We start from the raw sequence: 19,392 nt of genomic DNA, 5'->3' as shown, positions 1-19,392 counted from the left end.
GGTATACTACCTTAAGTTTTCATCACTAAACAGGTATAAATGCAAACGACGGCTATTCAAAAAATCAGATCACTTGCTTTTCTATACCTGACCTTGCTCTTATCGATGAGTTGTGATAAAAAGGCGCCTGGTCCGGAGGAGCCTTCTCCTCTGAATGAACTCGCCTTACAGCTAGACGGACAGGACTGGGTGCCAACAGCGATTGACGGCGATAAGTGCAGAAGCAGGTTTAATGGTGCCTGGTCAGTTCATACAGTAAACGACATTTCCTCCCCTGCTTTTACAATTACAGCACACAGCAACTCCGGCAAGAGCGACATGCAAGCAGACGACTTCCTGGAGATTCAAATTACAGGAGTAGATAAAAAGGGCACTTACCACACGACCGGCACTTATCAAGAAATTTTCGACTCCTATGCTTATTACCTGATCACGCACGCCGATGGCACTTCTACCAGGTATGTGAACATGCAGAATTCCTTGCAGGTAAAGGTAGATGAAATATTGCCGCTGTCTGGCTTTGTCAAACTCCAGAGCATAAAAGGAAGCTTCGAAGGCATCCTCTATCATGAGCAAAACCCGGAGGAAATTATCAGAATTGAAAAGGGACATTTCAAGTTTAACAAGCCAAACAGCTACAATCCAAACCACTGTAGCCTATAGAATATTCTGCTAAACCTGATTTGCCTAGATCCTGTAAACCGTTCCGGCGCATTTCACCGTTTAAGTGAGCATCCAAACACTTAAACCAAAACCTCCATCATGCGCATTCTCTATATCTTCCCGCATCCCGATGATGAATCCTTCGGTCCGGCCCCTGTTATGTGGCAGCAGCTGGAGCAAGGTCACCAGGTATACCTGCTCACCCTCACCAGGGGCGGCGCCACCAAGGTACGGCACGAACTGGGCCTGAGCGTGGAAGAGATGGGCGATGTCAGGTATAAGGAGATGCTGGCCGTGGAGCGGGTGCTCGGCCTGACAGGCATGACGGTGCTCGACCTGCCCGACAGTAAACTGGCAGAGATGGACCCACGCGAGATTGAAAAGGTGGTAAAGGCGCATATCCGGCAGATAGAACCGCAGGTCATCGTATCGTACCCGGTACATGGGGTGAGCGGCTTTCATGATCACCTCGTGATGCACGCCGTCGTTAAGCGGGTATACCTGGAGATGAAAGAAGGCGGTTCCGACTACCTGAAAAGGCTAGCTTTTCTGACGCTGCCGAACAAAACAGAACAGCCGCTGCAATCCGGCAAATTCCTGATGAAGCACAGCAGGCCCGACCTTATCGACTGCGAAGTGAAGCTGCGACCCGAGGACATAGAAATCATGAAAAAGGCACTGAACTGTTATGACACCTACCAGGACGTGATCAAGCAGGCCAATGTGGTGGAGTCGATCGGCGATACCGTCTACTTCGAACTTTATCAGGAGGACCATAAACCTCCACTGGCTAACCTAACGGATGGACTTTAGCCTTGAACAAAAGACTAGCTGACATTTGGCTAAAAGAGGAGGCAAGGTATAACATGGTGTTAAATGGAAGCCAATGCTTATTTTAGCGTATCCTTAGGGGCTATACCTATACCTGAATTATGAAAGCACTTTTGCTGATCGACATACAAAACGATTTTCTGCCTGGCGGCGCATTGGCTGTGCCGGAAGGGGACTTGATCATACCTATTGTGAACCGGCTGCAGGAGCAGTTTGATCTGGTGGTGGCGACGCAGGACTGGCATCCGGCTGATCACAAGAGCTTTGCCTCAAATCATGAAGGGAAGAGCCCGTTTGAAACGACCGAGCTACTCGGGCTACCGCAGGTGCTCTGGCCCGACCACTGCCTGCAGGGCACACCCGGAGCCGACCTCGCTCCTGCTCTTGAAACCAGAAAGATTGAGGCTATTTTCAGGAAAGGCACTAATCCGGAAATCGACAGCTACAGCGGCTTTTATGACAACGGCCGTCTCAAGTCAACGGGGCTGGCAGACTACCTGCGTGGCAAAGGCGTGACGCAACTCTACCTGGCTGGCCTGGCCGCCGACTACTGTGTGTACTACTCTGCCAAAGATGCCCTGGGCGAAGGGTTTGAGAAGTATTTCATTGAAGATGCGACCCGCCCGATCAGTCAGGAAGGCTATGCCGCTGCACGTGCCGACATGCTGGCCAGCGGCGGAAAAATCATACAGAGCAGCGACCTGCTTTAGCAACTGATCAAAACTGATCAAGCCACCACCTGGCCTATCCCGAAAAGCAGTACAAACAACATGGTCGTAATCGCCATCTGCTTCAGGTATGGGTCGAGCTCTGCTGACGTTTGCTTTTGCCATACCTTCACGCCATTGACCAACACAAGAGGTACAGCCAGCACAAACAGAAACTGCCACACGCTGTGGAAGTTGAGCAGCACATAGGCCACTGCACTCAGCACACCCCCTGCCAGTAAGAAAGTATGGTAGACACGTGCCCGCACTGGCCCGAGGCGTACAGGTATGGAGCGCTTGCCCGCCAGCACATCCGATTTGATATCCCGGATATTATTCACGTTGAGCACTGCCGTAGAGAAGAAGCCGCAAACCATAGCCGGCAGGATCACCAGCATGGGCAGCAACTGCGCCTGCAAAAAGAAAGTACCCAGCACACCCACCAATCCGAAGAACATGAACACGAAGATATCGCCCAGGCCGGCATAACCATAAGGTTTGGAGCCGGCTGTATAGTTAATGGCAGCCCAGATAGATGCCAGGCCAAGAGCAAGAAAGACCAGGAACAGGTAGATACCTTCGGTACCGAAAGCCACCCACAGCAGCAGCAAGCCCGACACCAGCGAGAGCAGGCTGAAAACAGCCATCCCTTTCTTCATGTGTTCAGCTTTGATGTGCCCGGCCTGCACCGCCCGCTTCGGCCCCTCCCGGTGCACGCTGTCGGCACCGTGTATGGAGTCGCCGTAATCGTTGGCGAGGTTGGAAAGTATCTGCAGGAAAAGTGTGGTGAGTACGCACAAGCCGACCACCACCGCATCGAAAGCGCCGTAGGCCGCCGCCATAAAGCCTCCCATACCGATGCAGGAAAAAGCCAGCGGCAGCGTGCGCGGCCTAAAAGCGGAAATCCAGGCCTTTACCAGACCTGGATTCTGCGGAATGTGTTGTGTTGTATTCAAGGTATTTCTCTAAAAAATCAGGTATAGCACCAATGCTTATACCTGACGTCATTACTTCTGAATCGCCGCCAGGATCTCCTCTCCCATCGGTTTCACTTTTGACGGATAGAAGGCAACCACCTTGCCGTTCTCGTCGATCAAATATTTGCTGAAGTTCCAGCCTGGCTCCTCATTGTTCGGGCTGTTTTTGGCAAGCCACTTGTAAAGCGGATGCTGGTCATCGCCTTTCACGGATACCTTCTCCATCATCTGGAAAGTCACACCGTAGTTCTTCTGGCAGAAAGCCGCAATCTCCTCTTCTGAGCCGGGCTCCTGTCCGCCAAAGTTGTTTGCCGGGAAGCCCAGAATCACCACCTTATCACCATGCGTCTCGTGGAGCTTCTGCAGGTCGGCATACTGTGGGGTATAGCCGCACTCCGAGGCTGTATTCACAACCAGTATTTTCTTGCCTTTAAACTTCGACAAATCGATTGCCTGTCCTTCGAGGCTGTTTACCTTAAAAGAATAGAAGTCAGAACTCTGTGTCGTCTGAGATGCTTGTGTCTCCATAGTGTCTGTCGTTGTAGCTGTTGCCGGGCTGTTTGTGTTTGAACCACCTGAACAGGCAGTTGCTATACCTAGTACAAGACCTGCGGTTAAAAGTTGTGCGGTACGCTTCATGTTTTTGTGGTTTAGGTATACGTATATGCGGCTTAACCGGAAAATACTGTTTTTGTTTCAACTCACTGTAGCGTGAGCATCCACACTCGTGTTAGCTGTTTTGGAGCCTGTACCCCGTAAGTTACTTTATGTATAGCCAAAGAGCCCAGAGGTCCCACTATAATAGGCACGAGCGAGGACGCCCGCGCCATACCTACATTCCTTTAACCGCTATACCTAGTTCTTACATTCGCTCCGGCACTTCTATACCCAGCAGGCTCATGCTTTCGCGTACGAAGCGGGCTACCATGGCAGAGAGGGCAATGCGGAAGTTGCGGGCCTGCTCGTCTGTCTCGTTGAAGATCGAGATCTCCTGGTAGAAACGGTTATAGGCTTTGGCCAGCTCGTAGGCGTAGTTCGCGATCACAGACGGAGCGTATAGCTTACCAGCTTCTTTCACCACCTCCGGATAGTTTACCAGCTGCACGATTACCTCCTGCTCAGCTTCGTGCAGGTTGTTGAAGTCACTAAAAGAGGCGGCATCCACGGCAACACCCATCTCGCCAGCCTTGCGCAGGATGGCAGAGATACGAGCGTGTGTGTACTGCACAAACGGCCCTGTGTTGCCACGGAAGTCAATCGACTCCTGCGGGTTAAAGAGCATGCGCTTCTTCGGATCCACTTTCAGCAGGAAGTACTTCAGGGCACCCATGGCCAGGGTATGGTACAGCTGCTGTGCTTCCTCCGGCGTGAAGCCTTCAATCTTGCCCAGCTCCTCTGTCTGCTGACGGGCGGTGTCGATCATCTCGGCTACCAGCTCGTCGGCATCCACTACGGTGCCTTCTCTTGATTTCATTTTGCCGGATGGCAGGTCCACCATGCCGTAAGACAGGTGATAGATGCCCTCCGCGTATGGCTTGCCCAGCTTCTTCAGCACGGCCTTCAATACCTGGAAGTGGTAGTTCTGCTCATCAGCCACTACGTAAACCGACTGGTCATACGGGAAGTCATTATATTTCAGTTCGGCTGTACCCAAATCTTGGGTGATATAAACCGAAGTGCCGTCAGAGCGAAGCAAGAGTTTCTCGTCCAGGCCTTCGTCGGTCAGGTCAACCCATACCGATCCGTCTGGCTTTTTGAAGAACACGCCTTTCTGCAGACCTTCTTCTACACGCTCTTTGCCCAGGGTATAAGTCTCAGACTCGTAATAGAACTTATCAAAATTAACGCCGATGTTGCGGTAAGTGGCATCGAAGCCTTCATATACCCAGCCATTCATGGTCTTCCACAGCGATACCACTTCCTCGTCGCCCTGCTCCCACTGCTGCAGCATGGCCTGTGCCTCCAGCATTAGCGGCGCCTTCTTCTTCGCCTCTTCCTTGTCCATGCCACCGGCTACCAGCTCATCGATCTGCTCCTTGTAAGCTTTGTCGAACAGCACATAGTATTTGCCAGCCAGGTGGTCGCCTTTCATGCCGCTGCTTTCCGGGGTTTCGCCATTGCCCATTTTCTGGTAAGCCAGCATGGATTTGCAGATGTGGATACCGCGGTCGTTCACCAGGTTCGCCTTCATCACGTTATGCCCGTTGGCCTTCATGATCTCCGACACCGAATAGCCCAGGAAGTTGTTGCGCAGGTGGCCCAGGTGCAACGGCTTGTTCGTGTTTGGCGAAGAGTATTCCACCATCACCTTCTTGCCAGAGTCAGCCGCCTGCCCGTGCGCAGGGTTGGTCATCAGGTCGCGGAACAGGCGCACCCATACCTCTTCTTCTATTTCCAGATTCAGGAAGCCTTTCACCACGTTGAAGTTCTTCACCTCGGCGGCATGTTCTTTCAGGTAAGCACCCAATGCCTCCCCGATCTGCTCAGGGCCTTTGCCGGCCTGCTTGGTGTAAGGGAAAGTTACGAACGTGAAGCTGCCGGCAAACTCTTTGCGGGTTGGCTGGAGGGCGATAGTAGAAGCGTCAACAGTAAGGCCAAACAAAGCCTGAAGTGCCTGGCTAATGCTTTGGCTGATGGCGTTTTGAAGTTGCATTAAGTGAATTAATGTATAGCTGTTTTATTAAATTCTCGGTGTAAAATGGCGTCGGTGGCTGTCTCGAGTATATCGAAAGCGTTCTCAGCCATGGTGTTTTCAGTGTCGAGCGTCGGGTTGATCTCGGTCATCTCGTAGCACACAATGCGCGGGTCCTGCAACAGGTGGTAGTTCAGCAGCTTCGCCTCCTCTACGGTCAGGCCCACCTCTACGGGGGTACCGGTTCCTTTCGAGAACTTCGAGTCGAGACTATCCACGTCAAAGGACACATAGATAATATCGCAGTCCTGCAGGCGTCCGAGGGCTTCGGCCGCTACCTGCTCCGGCCCCTTCTTACTCAGCTCAGCATAGGTAAAGTTCTTGATGCCGTGTTTGGTCATCAGGTAATCTTCCGGCTCTTCGGTATCGCGCACTACAATGTATACCAGGTGCTCGGGCTTCAGCTTAGGACCGTCATAGCCCAACTTCTTGAGCGAGTTCCAGAAGAAAACGGTTTCTGGTGCCGGGTCGTTTATCTGCCGCTCCAGGTTGTCGATGTTGAGCGCCATGGCAAGCGGCATACCGTGTACGTTGCCCGAAGGCGAGGTATACGGCGAGTGGATGTCGGCGTGTGCGTCTACCCAGATCACACCCAGCGTCTTGTCCGGGTATGCTGATTTTATGCCTGCTATGGTGCCGTGGGCATTGGAGTGGTCACCGGACAGCACAAGTGGAAACATGTCCAGCTCAAGTGTCTGCTCTACGGCATTGGCAATGTTTTTCTGCACCGTCAGGATACTGTCGATGCGGTGCGCATTCGGGAACAGGTCCCTGTCGAACAGGGTATAGTTAAGGTCGGGTACGCTGATCGAGTTGAAACGCTTGAAGTAGTCGCAGCCTTTGTCCCAGCATGCTACCCGCAAGGCGTCAACTCCCATGCTCGCTCCGCGTGTTCCGGCACCCAACTCTGACCTGACTTCTATAAGTTTAATCTTTTTCATAGATCTATATGTTCTGCATCGCTAGCTTCCATCTTTCACAAAATTTTCCGGCTATAAAGAGCCTAATAGGAACAATTTCATGAACGATTCATATAAATTGAACTAAGTTTTTGCAAAGATGGTAAATAACGAACAATATTGCATGTTTTCTTAAGAGCACAAGCACCATAATGGATAAATACACTGACCTAATACACCAAACGTTTGATTTCCCAACGGAAGAATTCACTGTAGAAAACAACGAATTGTACTTCAACGGTATTCCCCTGATGGACCTGATCAAGCAGTATGGTACTCCTTTAAAATTAACATACCTGCCCAAAATTAGTTCTCAGATTCAGAAGGCGAAGCGTCTTTTTAACGATGCCATTCAGAAACTGGATTACCAGGGTACTTATACCTATTGCTACTGCACCAAGGCTTCGCACTTCTCATTCGTGATGGAGGAAGCTCTCAAAAACGGTATTCATATCGAGACTTCATCGGGTTACGACATGCAGATCGTGCGGGCTCTGCACAAGAAGGGTAAAATCGACAAGAACACCTACATCATCTGCAACGGCTTTAAGCGTGAGCGCTACCGCCAGTGGATCTCGGAGCTGATCAACGATGGCTTTGTGAACTGTATGCCGATACTCGACCACCTGGGCGAAATAGACTACTACAAGGAGCACGTGAACACGAAGACCAAAGTAGGTATACGCCTGGCCTCGGACGAAGAGCCGAAGTTTGAGTTCTATACCTCCCGACTAGGTGTGCGCTACAACGACGTGATCGACCTGTATGAGCAGCAGATAAAGCCAGACGAGCGCTTTGAGCTCAAGATGCTGCACTACTTCATCAACACAGGTATAAAAGACACCTCTTACTACTGGTCTGAGCTGAGCCGCTTTGTGCACAAATACTGCGAAGTGAAAAAAGTATGCCCGGAGCTGGACACTATCGACATTGGCGGTGGCTTCCCGATCAAAACCTCCATTCAGGCAGACTACAACTACCAGTACATGACTGAGGAGATTCTACGTACGATCAAGCGAATCTGCAAGGAAGAGGGTGTGCCGGAGCCGAACATCTTCACAGAGTTTGGCATCTTTACCGTAGGCGAGAGTGCCGCTAACATCTACTCTATCCTGGACGAGAAGCTGCAGAACGACAAGGAACTTTGGTACATGATCGATGGTTCGTTTATTACCAACCTGCCTGACGCCTGGGCATTGAACCAACGCTGGCCACTGCTGGCGATCAACCACTGGAACAAGGAATATCGCAAGATTCAGCTTGGCGGTATGACCTGCGACAGCCAGGACTACTATAACTCTGAGATGCACTCCTTCCAGGTGTTCCTGCCGAAAGCGCCAAAAGATGAGCCGCTTTACATTGGTTTCTTTCACACCGGAGCCTACCAGGAGCAGCTAAGCGGGTATGGTGGCATCAAGCACTGCCTGATTCCTTCGCCACAGCACATATTGGTGGATCGTGACGAGGAGGGGAAGCTTATCAGCTGGCAGTTTGCGCCAGAGCAGACTTATGAATCGATGCTGAACATATTGGGATACGAAATTTAAGACCGCACGCGTTAAATTTGCGTATACTGTTTTGCATTTATAGTAAAAATTGTATTTTTGGATTACCATCGTTTACCTAACTATATTATCATGAAGAAATTAGCAGCATTCGGCGCATTCATCCTGGCACTGGGTATGACTTCTTGCAAGACCTACTGCCCAGCCTATAACTTTGCCAGCGTTGAGGTGTCTGAGCAGAACGCCCCGGCAACTGACCTTGTGCAGGAAACTGAAGTGATCAAAGGCTAATCCGAGCGGATTTCCTATGGATATAAAAAAACCGGCTTAAAGGCCGGTTTTTTTTTTGCTATACATTTTCACTAAGCAGGTATCACTACTGTGCTCCTGCGCCCTCTGGTGACGAGCAGCCCAGCCAGGTAAGCCATGGGTAGGTAGGCTATGGTTAGGTCAACAACTGCGAACCACACCGGCGAAGGCAGTATCCAGACACTGGCTATCCCTCCGGCCAGAAAGAAAACGCCTATACCTAACCCAAATTTCATTTTGTGGGTAGCCGCTACCATGGCTGCCACCCAAGCACCCACCAAGGTGCCCAAGGCGTGCGCCAGAAAGGGCATCAGAAAATGCTTCGGTTCAAACAGGTGCATCCCTGCCGACAGGCCCTCCGATGTAGTGGTGTCCACACCAGCCGGTGGCGGAATAAAAGCACCACTCATCATTATGATGCTCATGTTGACGGCACTGCCGACCACGACGCCAGCCACAACGGCCAGGATGTTTCTCAGGATTGGGTTCATGTTGATTGCTATGTGATTGGTTCAGGATGGATGTGGGTATGCTTTGCGTGTGTTGCCTCGTCATCGACTTTCAACTCGTATAAAAGCAACTCTTCCGGATCGTTCGGCAGCTGTACTAATTTGCTATACTTCAGGCCTAGTTTCTCCAGCAGTCTTTGTGAGGCTACATTGTTTTTTACTGTGACTGCCTTGATCCGATTAATACCAAACTCCTCTATACCTGCCCGTTTTACTTCCAGAGCGGCCTCAAGCGCATATCCTTGCCTCTCATGCTGCGGCAGAAAGGCAAAGCCTATATCGATCCCATCAAGTCCTTCGCGGTCGTAGAGTCCGCAAACACCCAGCTTCTCTCGGTCCGATTTGCGGATGACGGTGTAGTTGGTGTATCCCAGCCGCTCCAGTTGGGGGGTTATCCTATTACGGATATAGGCCGCCGCCTCTTCCACCGAATGCACATTTCTGTCTCCGATATACCTGAGCCAGCTCGGGCTGTTGAGTAGTTCCAACATAAAAGCAGCGTCTTTTTCTGATGTTGGTACCAGCAGCAGGCGCTCGGTTTCAAATGATTTGTATGAGGTCATAATATACTGTGCTAAATCAGTTTGTGTGCTGCCTGAAGAATTCCACTACTTCATTGTTTATCCTCAAATCAGTGCCATGTCCAATATCAGGATATATTCTGAAATCTGCTTGTACTTTATTTTGCAGGTATACCTTCTTTACAAGCTCCCATCTTTCTGGCACAAGCTGCTTTCCCATCAGGCGGTAAACGACCTCCCGCTCTTCTTCACTGTATGCATCATCAAATGCAACCGCATCGTTGTCATCTAATTCGCCCATGTACAGCAACTGAGGTAGTTTTCTGAAGGCCTCCAAGTTCACCGGCTTTCCGGTTATTTCCTGCAGATCTGCTATACCTAGCGGATAATACAGGGGCTCTCCAGCTAAATCTGCAACCGGTAAGGTGGCAATTCCATTGATCCCACCCATGGCTGCAGCTTTTACTTTCTCCGGATGTAGTAGCGTAAAACGATTGGCAAATGTACCCGAAGCTGAAAATCCTGTCATGAAGAATTTATCTTCCAGTTTGTAGCCCTTTGACCTCAGTTGTTTTTTAGCATCTTCCACCATTGCCAGCAATTGCAAATCCAGACGCTTTATATCTACTTCATTTGTTAAAAGTACGTCCCGATCCAGTGCGTGGGTATAGTAGGCCCAGTTAGTTTGTGATCTCGGGAAGATTGGCACCAATAGGGGGATTTGTAGTTTCTTAGACGCAAAATTCCCCACCGAACTAACACTCGCTGCATACCTGGCTCCTTTTTCGTGATAGGAAAGGGTATCGTTAAGCCCTGTATTGGTTGTCTCCACTAAGAGGTGATTTGTGACCTCACTTTGGAGCCCTTTGGGCAAATAGACCAGATATTCGAAGTTAAAACCCGCTTCTGGCTTCGCCGCAAATTTCAGCAAGGTATCTGCTGCCAGTACCGAAGGGTTTTCGGAATCGTTGCCTTGGATTGGTAGATGTGAACCGCAACTAAAAAAGAGCGAAGTCAACACCACAGCCAGAAGTGTTCTCATATACTTTATCTTATTTAAAGATTATGCACACACTAATATAACAATGACTCTATGGAAAGTCCATTAGTTGCATCCTAAATTACAGGGCAATACCAACTTTATTTTCCTTCTTCCTCCAAAATAACTCGCGCCGCTTCCCACAAATCATTAACCTGCCAGGTATAGCTGCCAGGTTTGTACTTATCGCCTACTATAATAGAGCGTACACCTACCTTTTCAGCAGCTTCCAGGTCGCGGTGTGAGTCACCTACCATCCAGCTTTGAGTAGTGTCTATGTTATACCTGGCGATGGCTCGCTCGAGCATCAGGCTGTCGGGCTTACGGGAGAGCGATTCGGAGTAGTCGGGGTGCGATGGAGCGTAGTAGAGCGCATCAATCAGGTGATCGCAGGCGTCCTGCAGTTTATGGTGGCAGGCCATCACATCGGCCTTGGTATACAGGCCTTTGGCTATACCGCCTTGGTTTGTAACCACAATCAGCAAAAAGCCGTTTTGCTTCAAAAGCGCCAAAGCCTCCGGCACGCCCGGCAGCACTTCAAAATCTTCCAGGGTATAGGTATAGTCTCCTCGTTCGCGGTTGAGCACACCGTCGCGGTCCAGGAATACGCACTTTCGCTGCATTGTCAGTCTATAGGTTGAGGCGCTAAAATTAGAATTATTACGTTGGATATGCATGCCCCGGCAGCAATACTGCAGCAGAAAGGCACAAATATTAACAGCTTACAAGCAAGAAATCATGAGAGTAGCGATAATCGGAGCGGGAATTTCGGGCTTGTCCTTGGCCTATTACCTGCAGCGGCAGGGTATAGCGTATGACCTGTTCGAGGCTGGCAGTGAGGTGGGTGGCAACATGCGTACCCTGCGCAAAAATGGCTATACCTTCGAACTGGGACCCAACACGTTACAAATGAACGAGGAGCTGTTGCAGCTCATCACCGAACTTAAACTGGAGACCGAGCTGCTGCCGCTGACGCCGCGCAATAACAAGAGGTATGTGCTACACAATAGCAAACTGTACCCGGTACCCTCCAGTCCCAAATCATTTCTGGCTAACGACTTGTTCTCAAATGAAGAGAAGCACAGGATTCTGCAGGAACGGAAGCAGCCGCCAGCCGAAGTAGAAAATGAAACCGTTTCGGATTTTTTCGAGCGACGCTTTGGAGTCAAGCAGATGGACTACCTGGCAGCTCCTATGATCAGCGGCCTCTACGGCGGCGATCCCAGGCAGCTGTTGGTCAACAAAGCGCATCCGGAGCTCAAAGAACTGGAAACGCAGTATGGCTCGGTGCTGGAAGGCATGGTGCAGAAAAAGAAACGTGGTGTCTTCCAGCGTGCATTCTCTTTCCGCAACGGCATGTCCACCTTGCCACAGGCCATTGCCGACAAGCTGATCTCGCTGCACCTCGACCACAAAGTGGAGTTCATCACCCGCATCAAAGGCAAGTTCATCATCAGCTGCGCTTCCAACGGCGACCATGACAATGAGGAATATGATAAGTTGGTGCTGGCCCTTCCTGCCCATCAGGCAGCCGAGCTGATTGAGTTTACCTACCCCGGTATGTCGGCAGCGCTCCAGAACATCAATTACCCGCCTATGGCTGTGGTGCATACCGTGTATAACCGTGCCGAAGTAGGGCATCCGCTGCAAGGCTTCGGGGCGCTCCACCCCTGGGAAGAGCAGTCTTTTACGTCGGGCTCTATCTGGACGAGCTCCCTGTTTGAGGGGCGTTGCCGCTCTCACGAGGTTTTGATCACATCTTATGTAGGAGGCACGCGCTTTGCCGAACATGCCCAACTCGAGGAAAGCAGCCTACTCGAGCAGGTGCACCAGGAGCTTTGCCAAACCTACCAGATCAAGGCCCTGGCCCCCGTATACCAGCACATGCACCTGTGGCGACACGCCCTGCCGCAATTCGACCTTTACATAGAAGATGCCCACCACATGGCAGAGGTGCTCGAGCACGACGGTCTGTTCATTTCTGCCAACTGGTATGCCGGCGTCTCGATACCCGACTGCGTGCGCGAAGCCAAAGCCATTGCCGCCAAAATTAATACCCGCGCCGCTTCCCGCTCAATAGCCTAATAACTATATTTGCGGTATGAATGACTCGCTGGTGATCATACCAACCTACAACGAAAAGGAAAATATTGAAGCTATTGTCAGGAAGGTGATGTCACTCCCCTACCCTTTTGATCTGCTGATCGTGGACGACAGCTCTCCTGACGGCACGGCTGATATTGTTCGCAGCTTACAGCAGGAGTTTCCGGAACGCCTGCACCTCGAGTCACGCACCGGCAAGTTGGGTTTGGGTACGGCTTACATTCATGGTTTTAAATATGCATTGCGTCAGGGTTATGAGTACATTTTTGAGATGGACGCCGACTTTTCGCACAATCCCGATGACCTGGTGCGCCTTTACCAGGCCTGTGCCGAAGAAGGACACGACATGTCGATCGGCAGCCGATACGTGCAGGGCGTCAACGTGGTGAACTGGCCTATGAGCCGGGTGCTGATGTCCTGGTTCGCCAGCTTGTATGTGCGCTTGATCACAGGTATGCCCATTGCCGATACCACTGCAGGTTTTGTGTGCTACCGCCGCAAAGTGCTCAAGACGATCCAGCTCAACAAGATTCGTTTTGTGGGTTACGCATTTCAGATTGAAATGAAGTTTCTCACCTTTAAGTATGGCTTCAAGATCAAGGAGGTGCCCATCATTTTCACTGACCGCACCAAGGGCCAGTCCAAGATGTCGAAGGGTATATTCAAGGAAGCGGTACTGGGAGTGATCCGCATGAAGGTGAATAGCTTTTTCCGTCATTTTGACCGCTACTAGCTATCGGCTATACCTGATACGCTTCAATTTTTTTCAAAATATATTCTCAGCACAAAGCTGCGTATCCCTCGCTAAATCGACTAACTTTACGGATTAGGTATAGCTCCTATTTGATAAAGAAAGTCTATACCTGTCAAGTTTCGCTAGCCTATGGATACCATACTTTTTTGGGTCATATTCAACGCATTCATCCTGCTATTGCTGGGTCTCGACCTCTTTGTGTTTCACCGAAAGGAGCATGAAGTCAAGATAAAGGAAGCCTTGCTGTGGAGCGCCTTTTGGGTGGCGTTGTCGCTGGCGTTCAATGCGATCATCTATTACTGGAAAGGCCCCTCTCCCGCCCTGGAGTTTTTGACGGCCTACCTGATCGAGAAGTCGCTGAGCGTCGATAACCTCTTTGTCTTTATCCTGATCTTCAATTTCTTCAAAGTGCCGCTCCAGTACCAGCACAAGATCCTGTTCTGGGGTATTATAGGCGCTTTGGTGCTACGTGGTATTTTTATCCTGGTAGGTGTGGCGCTTATTGCCAAGTTCCACTTCATCATTTACATTCTAGGCGCTTTTCTGGTATACACCGGTGCCAAAATGGCCTTCACAAAAGATGATGACGAACTGCATCCTGAGCAAAATCCATTCATCGTTTGGATCAGCCAAAAGCTGCCTTTCACAAAAACAGCCGTAGGCGGCAAGTTTTTCACCAGGATTGACGGCAAGCTCTACGCCACGCCACTCTTCCTGGTACTGATCATGGTAGAGAGTACCGATGTGGTGTTCGCAGCCGATTCTATACCTGCTATCCTGGCAATTTCAAAAGATCCGTTCATTGTCTATACCTCCAATGTATTTGCGCTGCTGGGTTTACGGGCACTTTATTTCGCTCTGGCCGGCATCATGCAGTTATTCCATTACCTGCACTATGGCCTGTCGCTGATTCTGGTTTTCATCGGTGCCAAGCTGCTGCTGAGCGATATTTACCATCTTGATATGCGCTACGCCTTGCTCGTCGTAGGCACTATTCTGACAGTTTCCATTGTAGCCTCGCTCCTCTTCCCGAAGAAAGATAAAGAATTGCCACCGCCTCCTGATATCACGCTCCCTTAAAGCTGAGCTTTAAAGTTTTTCACTAAAATTCATTGCATATATTTGCTTTTGTCAGTATTAATAACTTCAATTGCAGTATAATTGAGAAGAAATGATTTTCGCTAACGCCTCTATTTTTACAAATTCTATGCTGGTGCCTCCAACGGGGCTCCCTGGTAGAACTTTGTGCGTTAGGTAAAACATCAACATACACAGATACCAAAGGAGCCCCGCCACAAGCGGGGCTTTTTTGTTTTAAGGCATATTCTAAATAACATATACCCATGAGTACAGCAGCACACAGCAGCATGAAATTAGCAGGACAACAGAGCCAGTTGGTAAGCCAGAAGCGCCCCATGGTGATTGCAGGTCCGTGCAGCGCTGAGAGTGAAGCGCAAATGTTGCAAACCGCCCTTGGCCTGAAAAAGGTAAAAGGGGTATCAGTGTTCAGAGCGGGCATCTGGAAACCACGCACACGTCCGGGAAGCTTCAATGGAGTAGGCACTATTGGGCTGGAGTGGTTGCGCACCGTAAAAACCGAAACCGGACTACGCACCGCCTGTGAAGTAGCCAATGCCACCCAAACAGAGCAGGCACTTCAGCACGGTGTGGACATCCTGCTGATCGGTGCCCACACGACGGTGAACCCATTTCTGGTGCAGGAGATTGCCGATGTTCTGAAAGGCGTGCAGGTGGCTGTACTTGTAAAAAACCCGGTAAACCCGGACCTGGCCTTGTGGCTTGGGGCTTTGGAGCGGCTACATAACAGCGGCATCACGGAGCTTGGTGCCATGCACCGTGGCTTCTCAACCCTCGACAGTGCTCCTTATCGTAACCACCCGAAATGGGAGCATGCCTTGGAGTTGCGCCAGCAGGTGCCTGACCTGGCCATGTATTGCGATGCCAGCCATATAGCAGGACGACGCAGTCTGTTGCGTCCGGTGAGTCAGCGTGCCCTCGACCTGGGGTATGATGGCCTGATGGTAGAGTCGCATTACAACCCGGCTGCGGCCTTGAGCGATGCCCAACAGCAGATCATGCCGCAGGAATTGCACATGCTGTTGCAGGCTTTGAAGCAACAGCAGGCCCCTGCCGAGAAGTTGAAGCAGAGTGCCCAGCTGGAAAAGTTGCGCAAAGAGATCGAACACCTGGACGACGAGTTGTTGACTTTGCTGTCACGCCGTACCAAAGTCACAGCACAGCTCGGCGACTATGGCAAACCAGCTGATCAGAACGCTGAGACGCCTGATCCGGTACGCTGGGATTTGGTATTGGAAAACCTCCTGCACCAAGCCAGCAGCGCAGGTATAGACCAGTCTTTTGTGAAGACCATATTCCAGGAAGTACGCTCTCAGTATGCGCGTACACACTTGTATAATTATGGACTAAGTTCGTAATTGGTTTATGAAGATATTTTGTGAAAAAGCTGTGTCTTTATTTTTCAAAATATTTCTATAATCCCATCTTTTTTCTTTTCCAATGGCACGATTCAGGTAACTCGGCTGTTAAGTGCTAAATTGCAGCTGAACAAAAGCTATACATTATGAGAACCCCTATTTCAAGACTTCGCACCATTGGTATATACGAAGGTATATCTTACCTACTCCTGCTCGGCATTGCCATGCCACTGAAGTACATGGCAGGTATGCCGGAGATGGTGAAGTATACTGGCTGGGCACACGGTGTGCTGTTTGTATTGTATATGGTGTCGGTACTGGAGGTAACACTTACGCACAACTGGTCTATCAAGAAAGTAGCGGCTGCGGTAATCGCATCGCTCCTGCCATTCGGACCGTTCATTTTAGATAAGAAACTACTTAAGGAAGAGGAAAATAGAAAAGAGAAGCCTGTTAAACAAAAGCAGGTTGCATAACAACAACCCTCAACTATTTAGCCAATAGTATCAAAAAGGGCTGCCCACATGGGGCAGCCCTTTTTTTCTTTTCAACCCGCAAGCATTAGTTAATAATTTGGATGGATCTGCCTCCGCCTCGGTTGCCCATCGGGTTAAGGTGCTTGTTGATCGAGTAAGTAAAACTCAGCATGAAATAGCGCCCTAGTGAGTTCAGTGTCTCGCGCTCCACATAGTTGATATTGGCTGTCTGATTAACTCCTAGGTTTTCGTCTAGCACATTCAGGACAGACAGCTTCAACTCACCGCTTTTGTTTTTAAGAAATTGCTTCGAGATAGACATGTTGAGCATCGGTATACGCTGGCTGAAGTCAAAGCCCGGGTTATCAAACAGCATGTAGTCGAAGTTGGTGTTTAAGTTAAAGAGTTTCGGCAGGTATAAGTTGGTCTCAGCTGAGTACGTCTGGTTAAAGAACTGCTGATCATCCCCGAACTGGTATTTCGTGCGCTGCACGGTGTAGTTTGCTCTCAGATTAAAGTCAAATAGCTCCTTCAGCCGATACTCGTAACGCAGGTTACCGTTCAGGTTCTGTATCCGGATATCGTTTGCCACCTCGTTCACCAAGTTGATGCTCTCCTGCTGCCGCACATTGGCGCCGATGTTAAAGCGACTGTTCAGCTTCTTGACCGGAAATCCGAGGGAGGCAAAACCGCTGACCATGGTATTGTGACTCACATTGACTGGCTGCGTAATGCGGATCAGGCGATCGGTATAGCTCTGAGCGTTCGTAATGGCATTGTTGGTATAAGAGGCATTCACAAACGTGAAGAAATTAATCAGCGTACCCGGATCAAAAGTACTGAAGTTGAGGCGCCACTGGTGCATATAGGCAGGTCGCAGCTCTGGATTACCTTCGTAAATGTTCAGTGGGTTAGAGTTGTCCACTACAGGTTGTAACTGACGTATAGTAGGCTCCTGTACCGTGGTTTCGTAGTTGAAATCAATGCGTCTGTTACCCGTGAACTCGTAATTGAATCGCAAAGTAGGCAATACATTCTGGTATGAGTGGCGGATATCATCATCGAATCCCAGGAGCTCACCCGTCAGGTCGGTATGCTGCAGGCTAGAACCGACAGTCAGGCTATACTCTCTCCTGTTCATCCGGAAGTTCATACCTGCTCTATGATACTGGTAATTACTGGTATAGCTGTTACTAAGCAACTCGTTGTATAACTGCGATTCACCTTCCTCCACGTCGTATACCTCGCGGTCTACTTTGTTGATGTTCTGGCGGTAATTATAGTTTGCCTCCAGATAGCGGCGGTTTCCGAGTGGTTCGGTGTAGGCCAGGTTGGTGCTTAAACTATGGTTTTCCGTTTCCTGCTTGTTCTCCTGATCGAGCACATTTACAAGGCCATCGGCAAAGGTGTTGACAGCCTGCAGGGTGCCATCGTTTTGATTCATGCCTGTTCTGAACTCCGTGTTAGAAGAAATAGTACGACCTGCTTTCGGGAAACGGTGCCTGAACAGGATACTTCCATTGGCATTCAAAGCGGAACCATCTGAAAAAGCCGTATTGGTACTTTGGTTCTGGAGCTGGTTTTCGCCATTATAAGTTTCTACCTCGCTCCGCTGATTGGTGCTGGTTTCGTTATACCCGATGGCACCTGTGACTTTGACTGAGTTGGCTGAGTCTATTTTGTAATCAACCGTAAAGTTAGCTCTGTGATTGGTGTTACCGTTAAGCTGACGGCTGCGCTGGTCCGTGCGTACATCCGCGTTCCTCAAAAACTCCAGACGCTCCAGATCACGGGCAATGTTGTGATTAAGTTTGTTGAAGAAATAACTACCATTCGCCTCTACCTTCTTGCTGAGCTGATTGTTAAAGTTCAAACCACCGGCGTAGCTATCCATCAGACCATTGGTACGGCCACCGAAGTTCAACGGTACACCTGAGCTGTTGTCTGACGTAATGGTCACGCGTCCGCCTCCACCTGCCATCTGCTGCATACCTCCGCTAAAGGTCATGTAGTCGTCAAAGCCAAAGCCCTGTGCATTCACGTTGTTGGCCATACCCAGGAAGGATAGCTGCTTGCCATTGCTGAACCGGTTAAGACTCGCCTTGGCCTGGTAGCGCTCGTCTGTGCCTATACCTGCCATGGCATTGCCAAAAGCACTGTTGCGCTTTTCTTCTTTCAGCTGCAGGTTGATGGTTTTCTCGCGCTGCCCGTCGTCTATACCTGTAAACATGGCTTGGTCTGATTTCTTATCAAAAACCTGAACCTTGTCGATGGCATCGGCGGGAAGGTTACGAGTAGCCAGCTTCGGGTCACGGCCAAAGAACTCCTTGCCATCTACTGTCACACGCTGCACCTTCTCACCCTTCACTGAGATGGAGCCATCCGTTTCCACATCTACGCCAGGCAGTTTCTTGAGGAGGTCTTCGGCTACGGCGTTAGGCTGCGTTTTAAAAGAACCGGCATTATACTCGATAGTATCTTTCTTGAACACCACCGGGCTTTTCTCACCCTGCACCATCACCTCTTTCAGTTCATTGGAAAGCGGTTGCATAGCGAGCTTCCCTAGGTCCAGTACGTTACCTTCTTCCGGAAACTGAAGCTGCTTAAAGTAAGGCGAGTAGCCCAGGAAAGTCGCTTTAAGGAGCAGATCGCCTCTGCTGACGTTTTTGATTTCAAACTCGCCCTGCGGGTTGGTAGAAGTAAAACTTACTAGTGAAGAGTCTTTCACCTGCAGGATCAGCACAGTGGCACCCGGCAACCCGGCCTGTTTTTCGTCCTGTACCTGTCCTTTCAAGGTATAGCGCTGGGCCACAGCCATGTGCGATAGAAAAAGAAAGGCGATAAGTGAGAGCAGTATAGATTTTTTCATAGCCGTATGGTTAGCGCTCCTT

General features: G+C 50.0%; 19 protein-coding genes. 10 read left to right on the top strand and 9 right to left on the bottom strand.

Translation table 11 applies throughout. From position 1 onward, the window contains the following. Positions 1–39: 39 nt before the first annotated feature. From Q1A54_RS19730 to pncA, 3 genes are all read left to right on the top strand, one after another. Positions 40–663 carry a DUF5025 domain-containing protein gene (locus Q1A54_RS19730; protein ID WP_196116214.1) on the top strand — a complete coding sequence of 208 codons (624 nt, stop codon included), beginning with the start codon at positions 40–42 and terminating at the stop codon, positions 661–663. A gap of 99 nt (positions 664–762) precedes the next feature. Further along, entirely contained in the window at positions 763–1,476 is a 714-nt protein-coding gene (locus Q1A54_RS19725) for a PIG-L family deacetylase (RefSeq protein ID WP_196116215.1), read from the top strand. A 119-nt stretch (positions 1,477–1,595) separates the two neighbouring features. Beyond that, a complete protein-coding gene (pncA, locus tag Q1A54_RS19720; protein ID WP_196116216.1) occupies positions 1,596–2,204 on the top strand; it encodes a bifunctional nicotinamidase/pyrazinamidase in 609 nt (202 codons plus the stop codon). A gap of 17 nt (positions 2,205–2,221) precedes the next feature. Here pncA and Q1A54_RS19715 read toward each other — a convergent pair whose 3' ends face one another. The 4 genes from Q1A54_RS19715 to rocF form a co-directional block, all read right to left on the bottom strand. Further along, positions 2,222–3,157, bottom strand: a complete 936-nt coding sequence (locus Q1A54_RS19715) for a 1,4-dihydroxy-2-naphthoate polyprenyltransferase (protein WP_196116217.1) — start codon at positions 3,155–3,157, stop codon at positions 2,222–2,224. A 51-nt stretch (positions 3,158–3,208) separates the two neighbouring features. Then, positions 3,209–3,817, bottom strand: a complete 609-nt coding sequence (locus tag Q1A54_RS19710) for a glutathione peroxidase (RefSeq protein WP_196116218.1) — start codon at positions 3,815–3,817, stop codon at positions 3,209–3,211. A 223-nt stretch (positions 3,818–4,040) separates the two neighbouring features. Then, positions 4,041–5,831: an arginine--tRNA ligase gene (gene argS / locus Q1A54_RS19705; protein ID WP_299991632.1), complete on the bottom strand. Its 1,791-nt coding sequence runs from the start codon at positions 5,829–5,831 to the stop codon at positions 4,041–4,043. An 8-nt stretch (positions 5,832–5,839) separates the two neighbouring features. Further along, positions 5,840–6,811 (bottom strand): arginase, encoded by a 972-nt coding sequence (rocF, locus tag Q1A54_RS19700; RefSeq protein WP_196116220.1) that lies wholly within the window; start codon positions 6,809–6,811, stop codon positions 5,840–5,842. Between the two features lie 170 nt (positions 6,812–6,981). Between rocF and Q1A54_RS19695 the strand changes: the two genes are divergently transcribed. Both Q1A54_RS19695 and Q1A54_RS19690 read left to right on the top strand, forming a co-directional pair. Beyond that, positions 6,982–8,376: an arginine decarboxylase gene (locus Q1A54_RS19695; protein WP_196116221.1), complete on the top strand. Its 1,395-nt coding sequence runs from the start codon at positions 6,982–6,984 to the stop codon at positions 8,374–8,376. Between the two features lie 90 nt (positions 8,377–8,466). Then, a complete protein-coding gene (locus Q1A54_RS19690) occupies positions 8,467–8,625 on the top strand; it encodes a hypothetical protein (protein ID WP_155800585.1) in 159 nt (52 codons plus the stop codon). A 71-nt stretch (positions 8,626–8,696) separates the two neighbouring features. Here the strand turns inward: Q1A54_RS19690 and Q1A54_RS19685 are convergent, their stop codons facing one another. The 4 genes from Q1A54_RS19685 to Q1A54_RS19670 all read right to left on the bottom strand — a co-directional run bounded on the left by Q1A54_RS19685 (position 8,697) and on the right by Q1A54_RS19670 (position 11,335). Next, positions 8,697–9,134: a hypothetical protein gene (locus Q1A54_RS19685; RefSeq protein WP_299991625.1), complete on the bottom strand. Its 438-nt coding sequence runs from the start codon at positions 9,132–9,134 to the stop codon at positions 8,697–8,699. 8 nt (positions 9,135–9,142) lie between these two features. After that, on the bottom strand, positions 9,143–9,715 hold the full coding sequence (locus tag Q1A54_RS19680; protein ID WP_299991622.1) for a GNAT family N-acetyltransferase: 573 nt from the start codon (positions 9,713–9,715) through the stop codon (positions 9,143–9,145). Between the two features lie 16 nt (positions 9,716–9,731). After that, on the bottom strand, positions 9,732–10,715 hold the full coding sequence (locus Q1A54_RS19675) for a hypothetical protein (protein ID WP_299991620.1): 984 nt from the start codon (positions 10,713–10,715) through the stop codon (positions 9,732–9,734). Positions 10,716–10,813: 98 nt separating this feature from the next. Further along, the gene (locus Q1A54_RS19670) at positions 10,814–11,335 is read right to left on the bottom strand and encodes an HAD family hydrolase (RefSeq protein ID WP_299991618.1); all 522 of its coding nucleotides are present in this window, start codon (positions 11,333–11,335) and stop codon (positions 10,814–10,816) included. 115 nt (positions 11,336–11,450) lie between these two features. On the opposite strand from Q1A54_RS19670, the gene hemG reads away from it, so the two are divergent. From hemG to Q1A54_RS19645, 5 genes are all read left to right on the top strand, one after another. Continuing rightward, positions 11,451–12,797 carry a protoporphyrinogen oxidase gene (gene hemG, locus Q1A54_RS19665; RefSeq protein WP_299991616.1) on the top strand — a complete coding sequence of 449 codons (1,347 nt, stop codon included), beginning with the start codon at positions 11,451–11,453 and terminating at the stop codon, positions 12,795–12,797. Positions 12,798–12,813: 16 nt separating this feature from the next. After that, positions 12,814–13,548, top strand: a complete 735-nt coding sequence (locus Q1A54_RS19660; protein WP_007659642.1) for a polyprenol monophosphomannose synthase — start codon at positions 12,814–12,816, stop codon at positions 13,546–13,548. A gap of 150 nt (positions 13,549–13,698) precedes the next feature. After that, complete coding sequence (locus Q1A54_RS19655; protein WP_299991613.1) at positions 13,699–14,649, top strand: TerC family protein; 951 nt, start codon at positions 13,699–13,701, stop codon at positions 14,647–14,649. A gap of 263 nt (positions 14,650–14,912) precedes the next feature. Beyond that, positions 14,913–16,025, top strand: a complete 1,113-nt coding sequence (locus Q1A54_RS19650; RefSeq protein WP_299991611.1) for a chorismate mutase — start codon at positions 14,913–14,915, stop codon at positions 16,023–16,025. 146 nt (positions 16,026–16,171) lie between these two features. After that, a complete protein-coding gene (locus tag Q1A54_RS19645; protein ID WP_196116228.1) occupies positions 16,172–16,501 on the top strand; it encodes a DUF3817 domain-containing protein in 330 nt (109 codons plus the stop codon). 85 nt (positions 16,502–16,586) lie between these two features. Here the strand turns inward: Q1A54_RS19645 and Q1A54_RS19640 are convergent, their stop codons facing one another. Further along, positions 16,587–19,370 (bottom strand): outer membrane beta-barrel family protein, encoded by a 2,784-nt coding sequence (locus Q1A54_RS19640; protein WP_299991608.1) that lies wholly within the window; start codon positions 19,368–19,370, stop codon positions 16,587–16,589. Positions 19,371–19,392: the final 22 nt, after the last annotated feature.

Source organism: uncultured Pontibacter sp. (assembly GCF_947502515.1).
Taxonomy (GTDB): Bacteria; Bacteroidota; Bacteroidia; order Cytophagales; family Hymenobacteraceae; genus Pontibacter.
Note: the sequence above shows the minus strand (reverse complement) of the source record. Positions and strands in the feature narration are given on the sequence as shown.

Coding starts and splice junctions, on each gene's coding strand:
- Q1A54_RS19670 (WP_299991618.1), bottom strand. CDS start 11,335: ATGCAGCGAAAGTGCGTATTCCTGGACCGCGACGGTGTGCTCAACCGC.
- rocF (WP_196116220.1), bottom strand. CDS start 6,811: ATGAAAAAGATTAAACTTATAGAAGTCAGGTCAGAGTTGGGTGCCGGA.
- Q1A54_RS19730 (WP_196116214.1), top strand. CDS start 40: ATGCAAACGACGGCTATTCAAAAAATCAGATCACTTGCTTTTCTATAC.
- Q1A54_RS19680 (WP_299991622.1), bottom strand. CDS start 9,715: ATGACCTCATACAAATCATTTGAAACCGAGCGCCTGCTGCTGGTACCA.
- Q1A54_RS19690 (WP_155800585.1), top strand. CDS start 8,467: ATGAAGAAATTAGCAGCATTCGGCGCATTCATCCTGGCACTGGGTATG.
- Q1A54_RS19645 (WP_196116228.1), top strand. CDS start 16,172: ATGAGAACCCCTATTTCAAGACTTCGCACCATTGGTATATACGAAGGT.
- argS (WP_299991632.1), bottom strand. CDS start 5,831: ATGCAACTTCAAAACGCCATCAGCCAAAGCATTAGCCAGGCACTTCAG.
- hemG (WP_299991616.1), top strand. CDS start 11,451: ATGAGAGTAGCGATAATCGGAGCGGGAATTTCGGGCTTGTCCTTGGCC.
- Q1A54_RS19660 (WP_007659642.1), top strand. CDS start 12,814: ATGAATGACTCGCTGGTGATCATACCAACCTACAACGAAAAGGAAAAT.
- Q1A54_RS19710 (WP_196116218.1), bottom strand. CDS start 3,817: ATGAAGCGTACCGCACAACTTTTAACCGCAGGTCTTGTACTAGGTATA.
- Q1A54_RS19675 (WP_299991620.1), bottom strand. CDS start 10,715: ATGAGAACACTTCTGGCTGTGGTGTTGACTTCGCTCTTTTTTAGTTGC.
- Q1A54_RS19650 (WP_299991611.1), top strand. CDS start 14,913: ATGAGTACAGCAGCACACAGCAGCATGAAATTAGCAGGACAACAGAGC.
- pncA (WP_196116216.1), top strand. CDS start 1,596: ATGAAAGCACTTTTGCTGATCGACATACAAAACGATTTTCTGCCTGGC.
- Q1A54_RS19695 (WP_196116221.1), top strand. CDS start 6,982: ATGGATAAATACACTGACCTAATACACCAAACGTTTGATTTCCCAACG.
- Q1A54_RS19725 (WP_196116215.1), top strand. CDS start 763: ATGCGCATTCTCTATATCTTCCCGCATCCCGATGATGAATCCTTCGGT.
- Q1A54_RS19655 (WP_299991613.1), top strand. CDS start 13,699: ATGGATACCATACTTTTTTGGGTCATATTCAACGCATTCATCCTGCTA.
- Q1A54_RS19685 (WP_299991625.1), bottom strand. CDS start 9,134: ATGAACCCAATCCTGAGAAACATCCTGGCCGTTGTGGCTGGCGTCGTG.
- Q1A54_RS19640 (WP_299991608.1), bottom strand. CDS start 19,370: ATGAAAAAATCTATACTGCTCTCACTTATCGCCTTTCTTTTTCTATCG.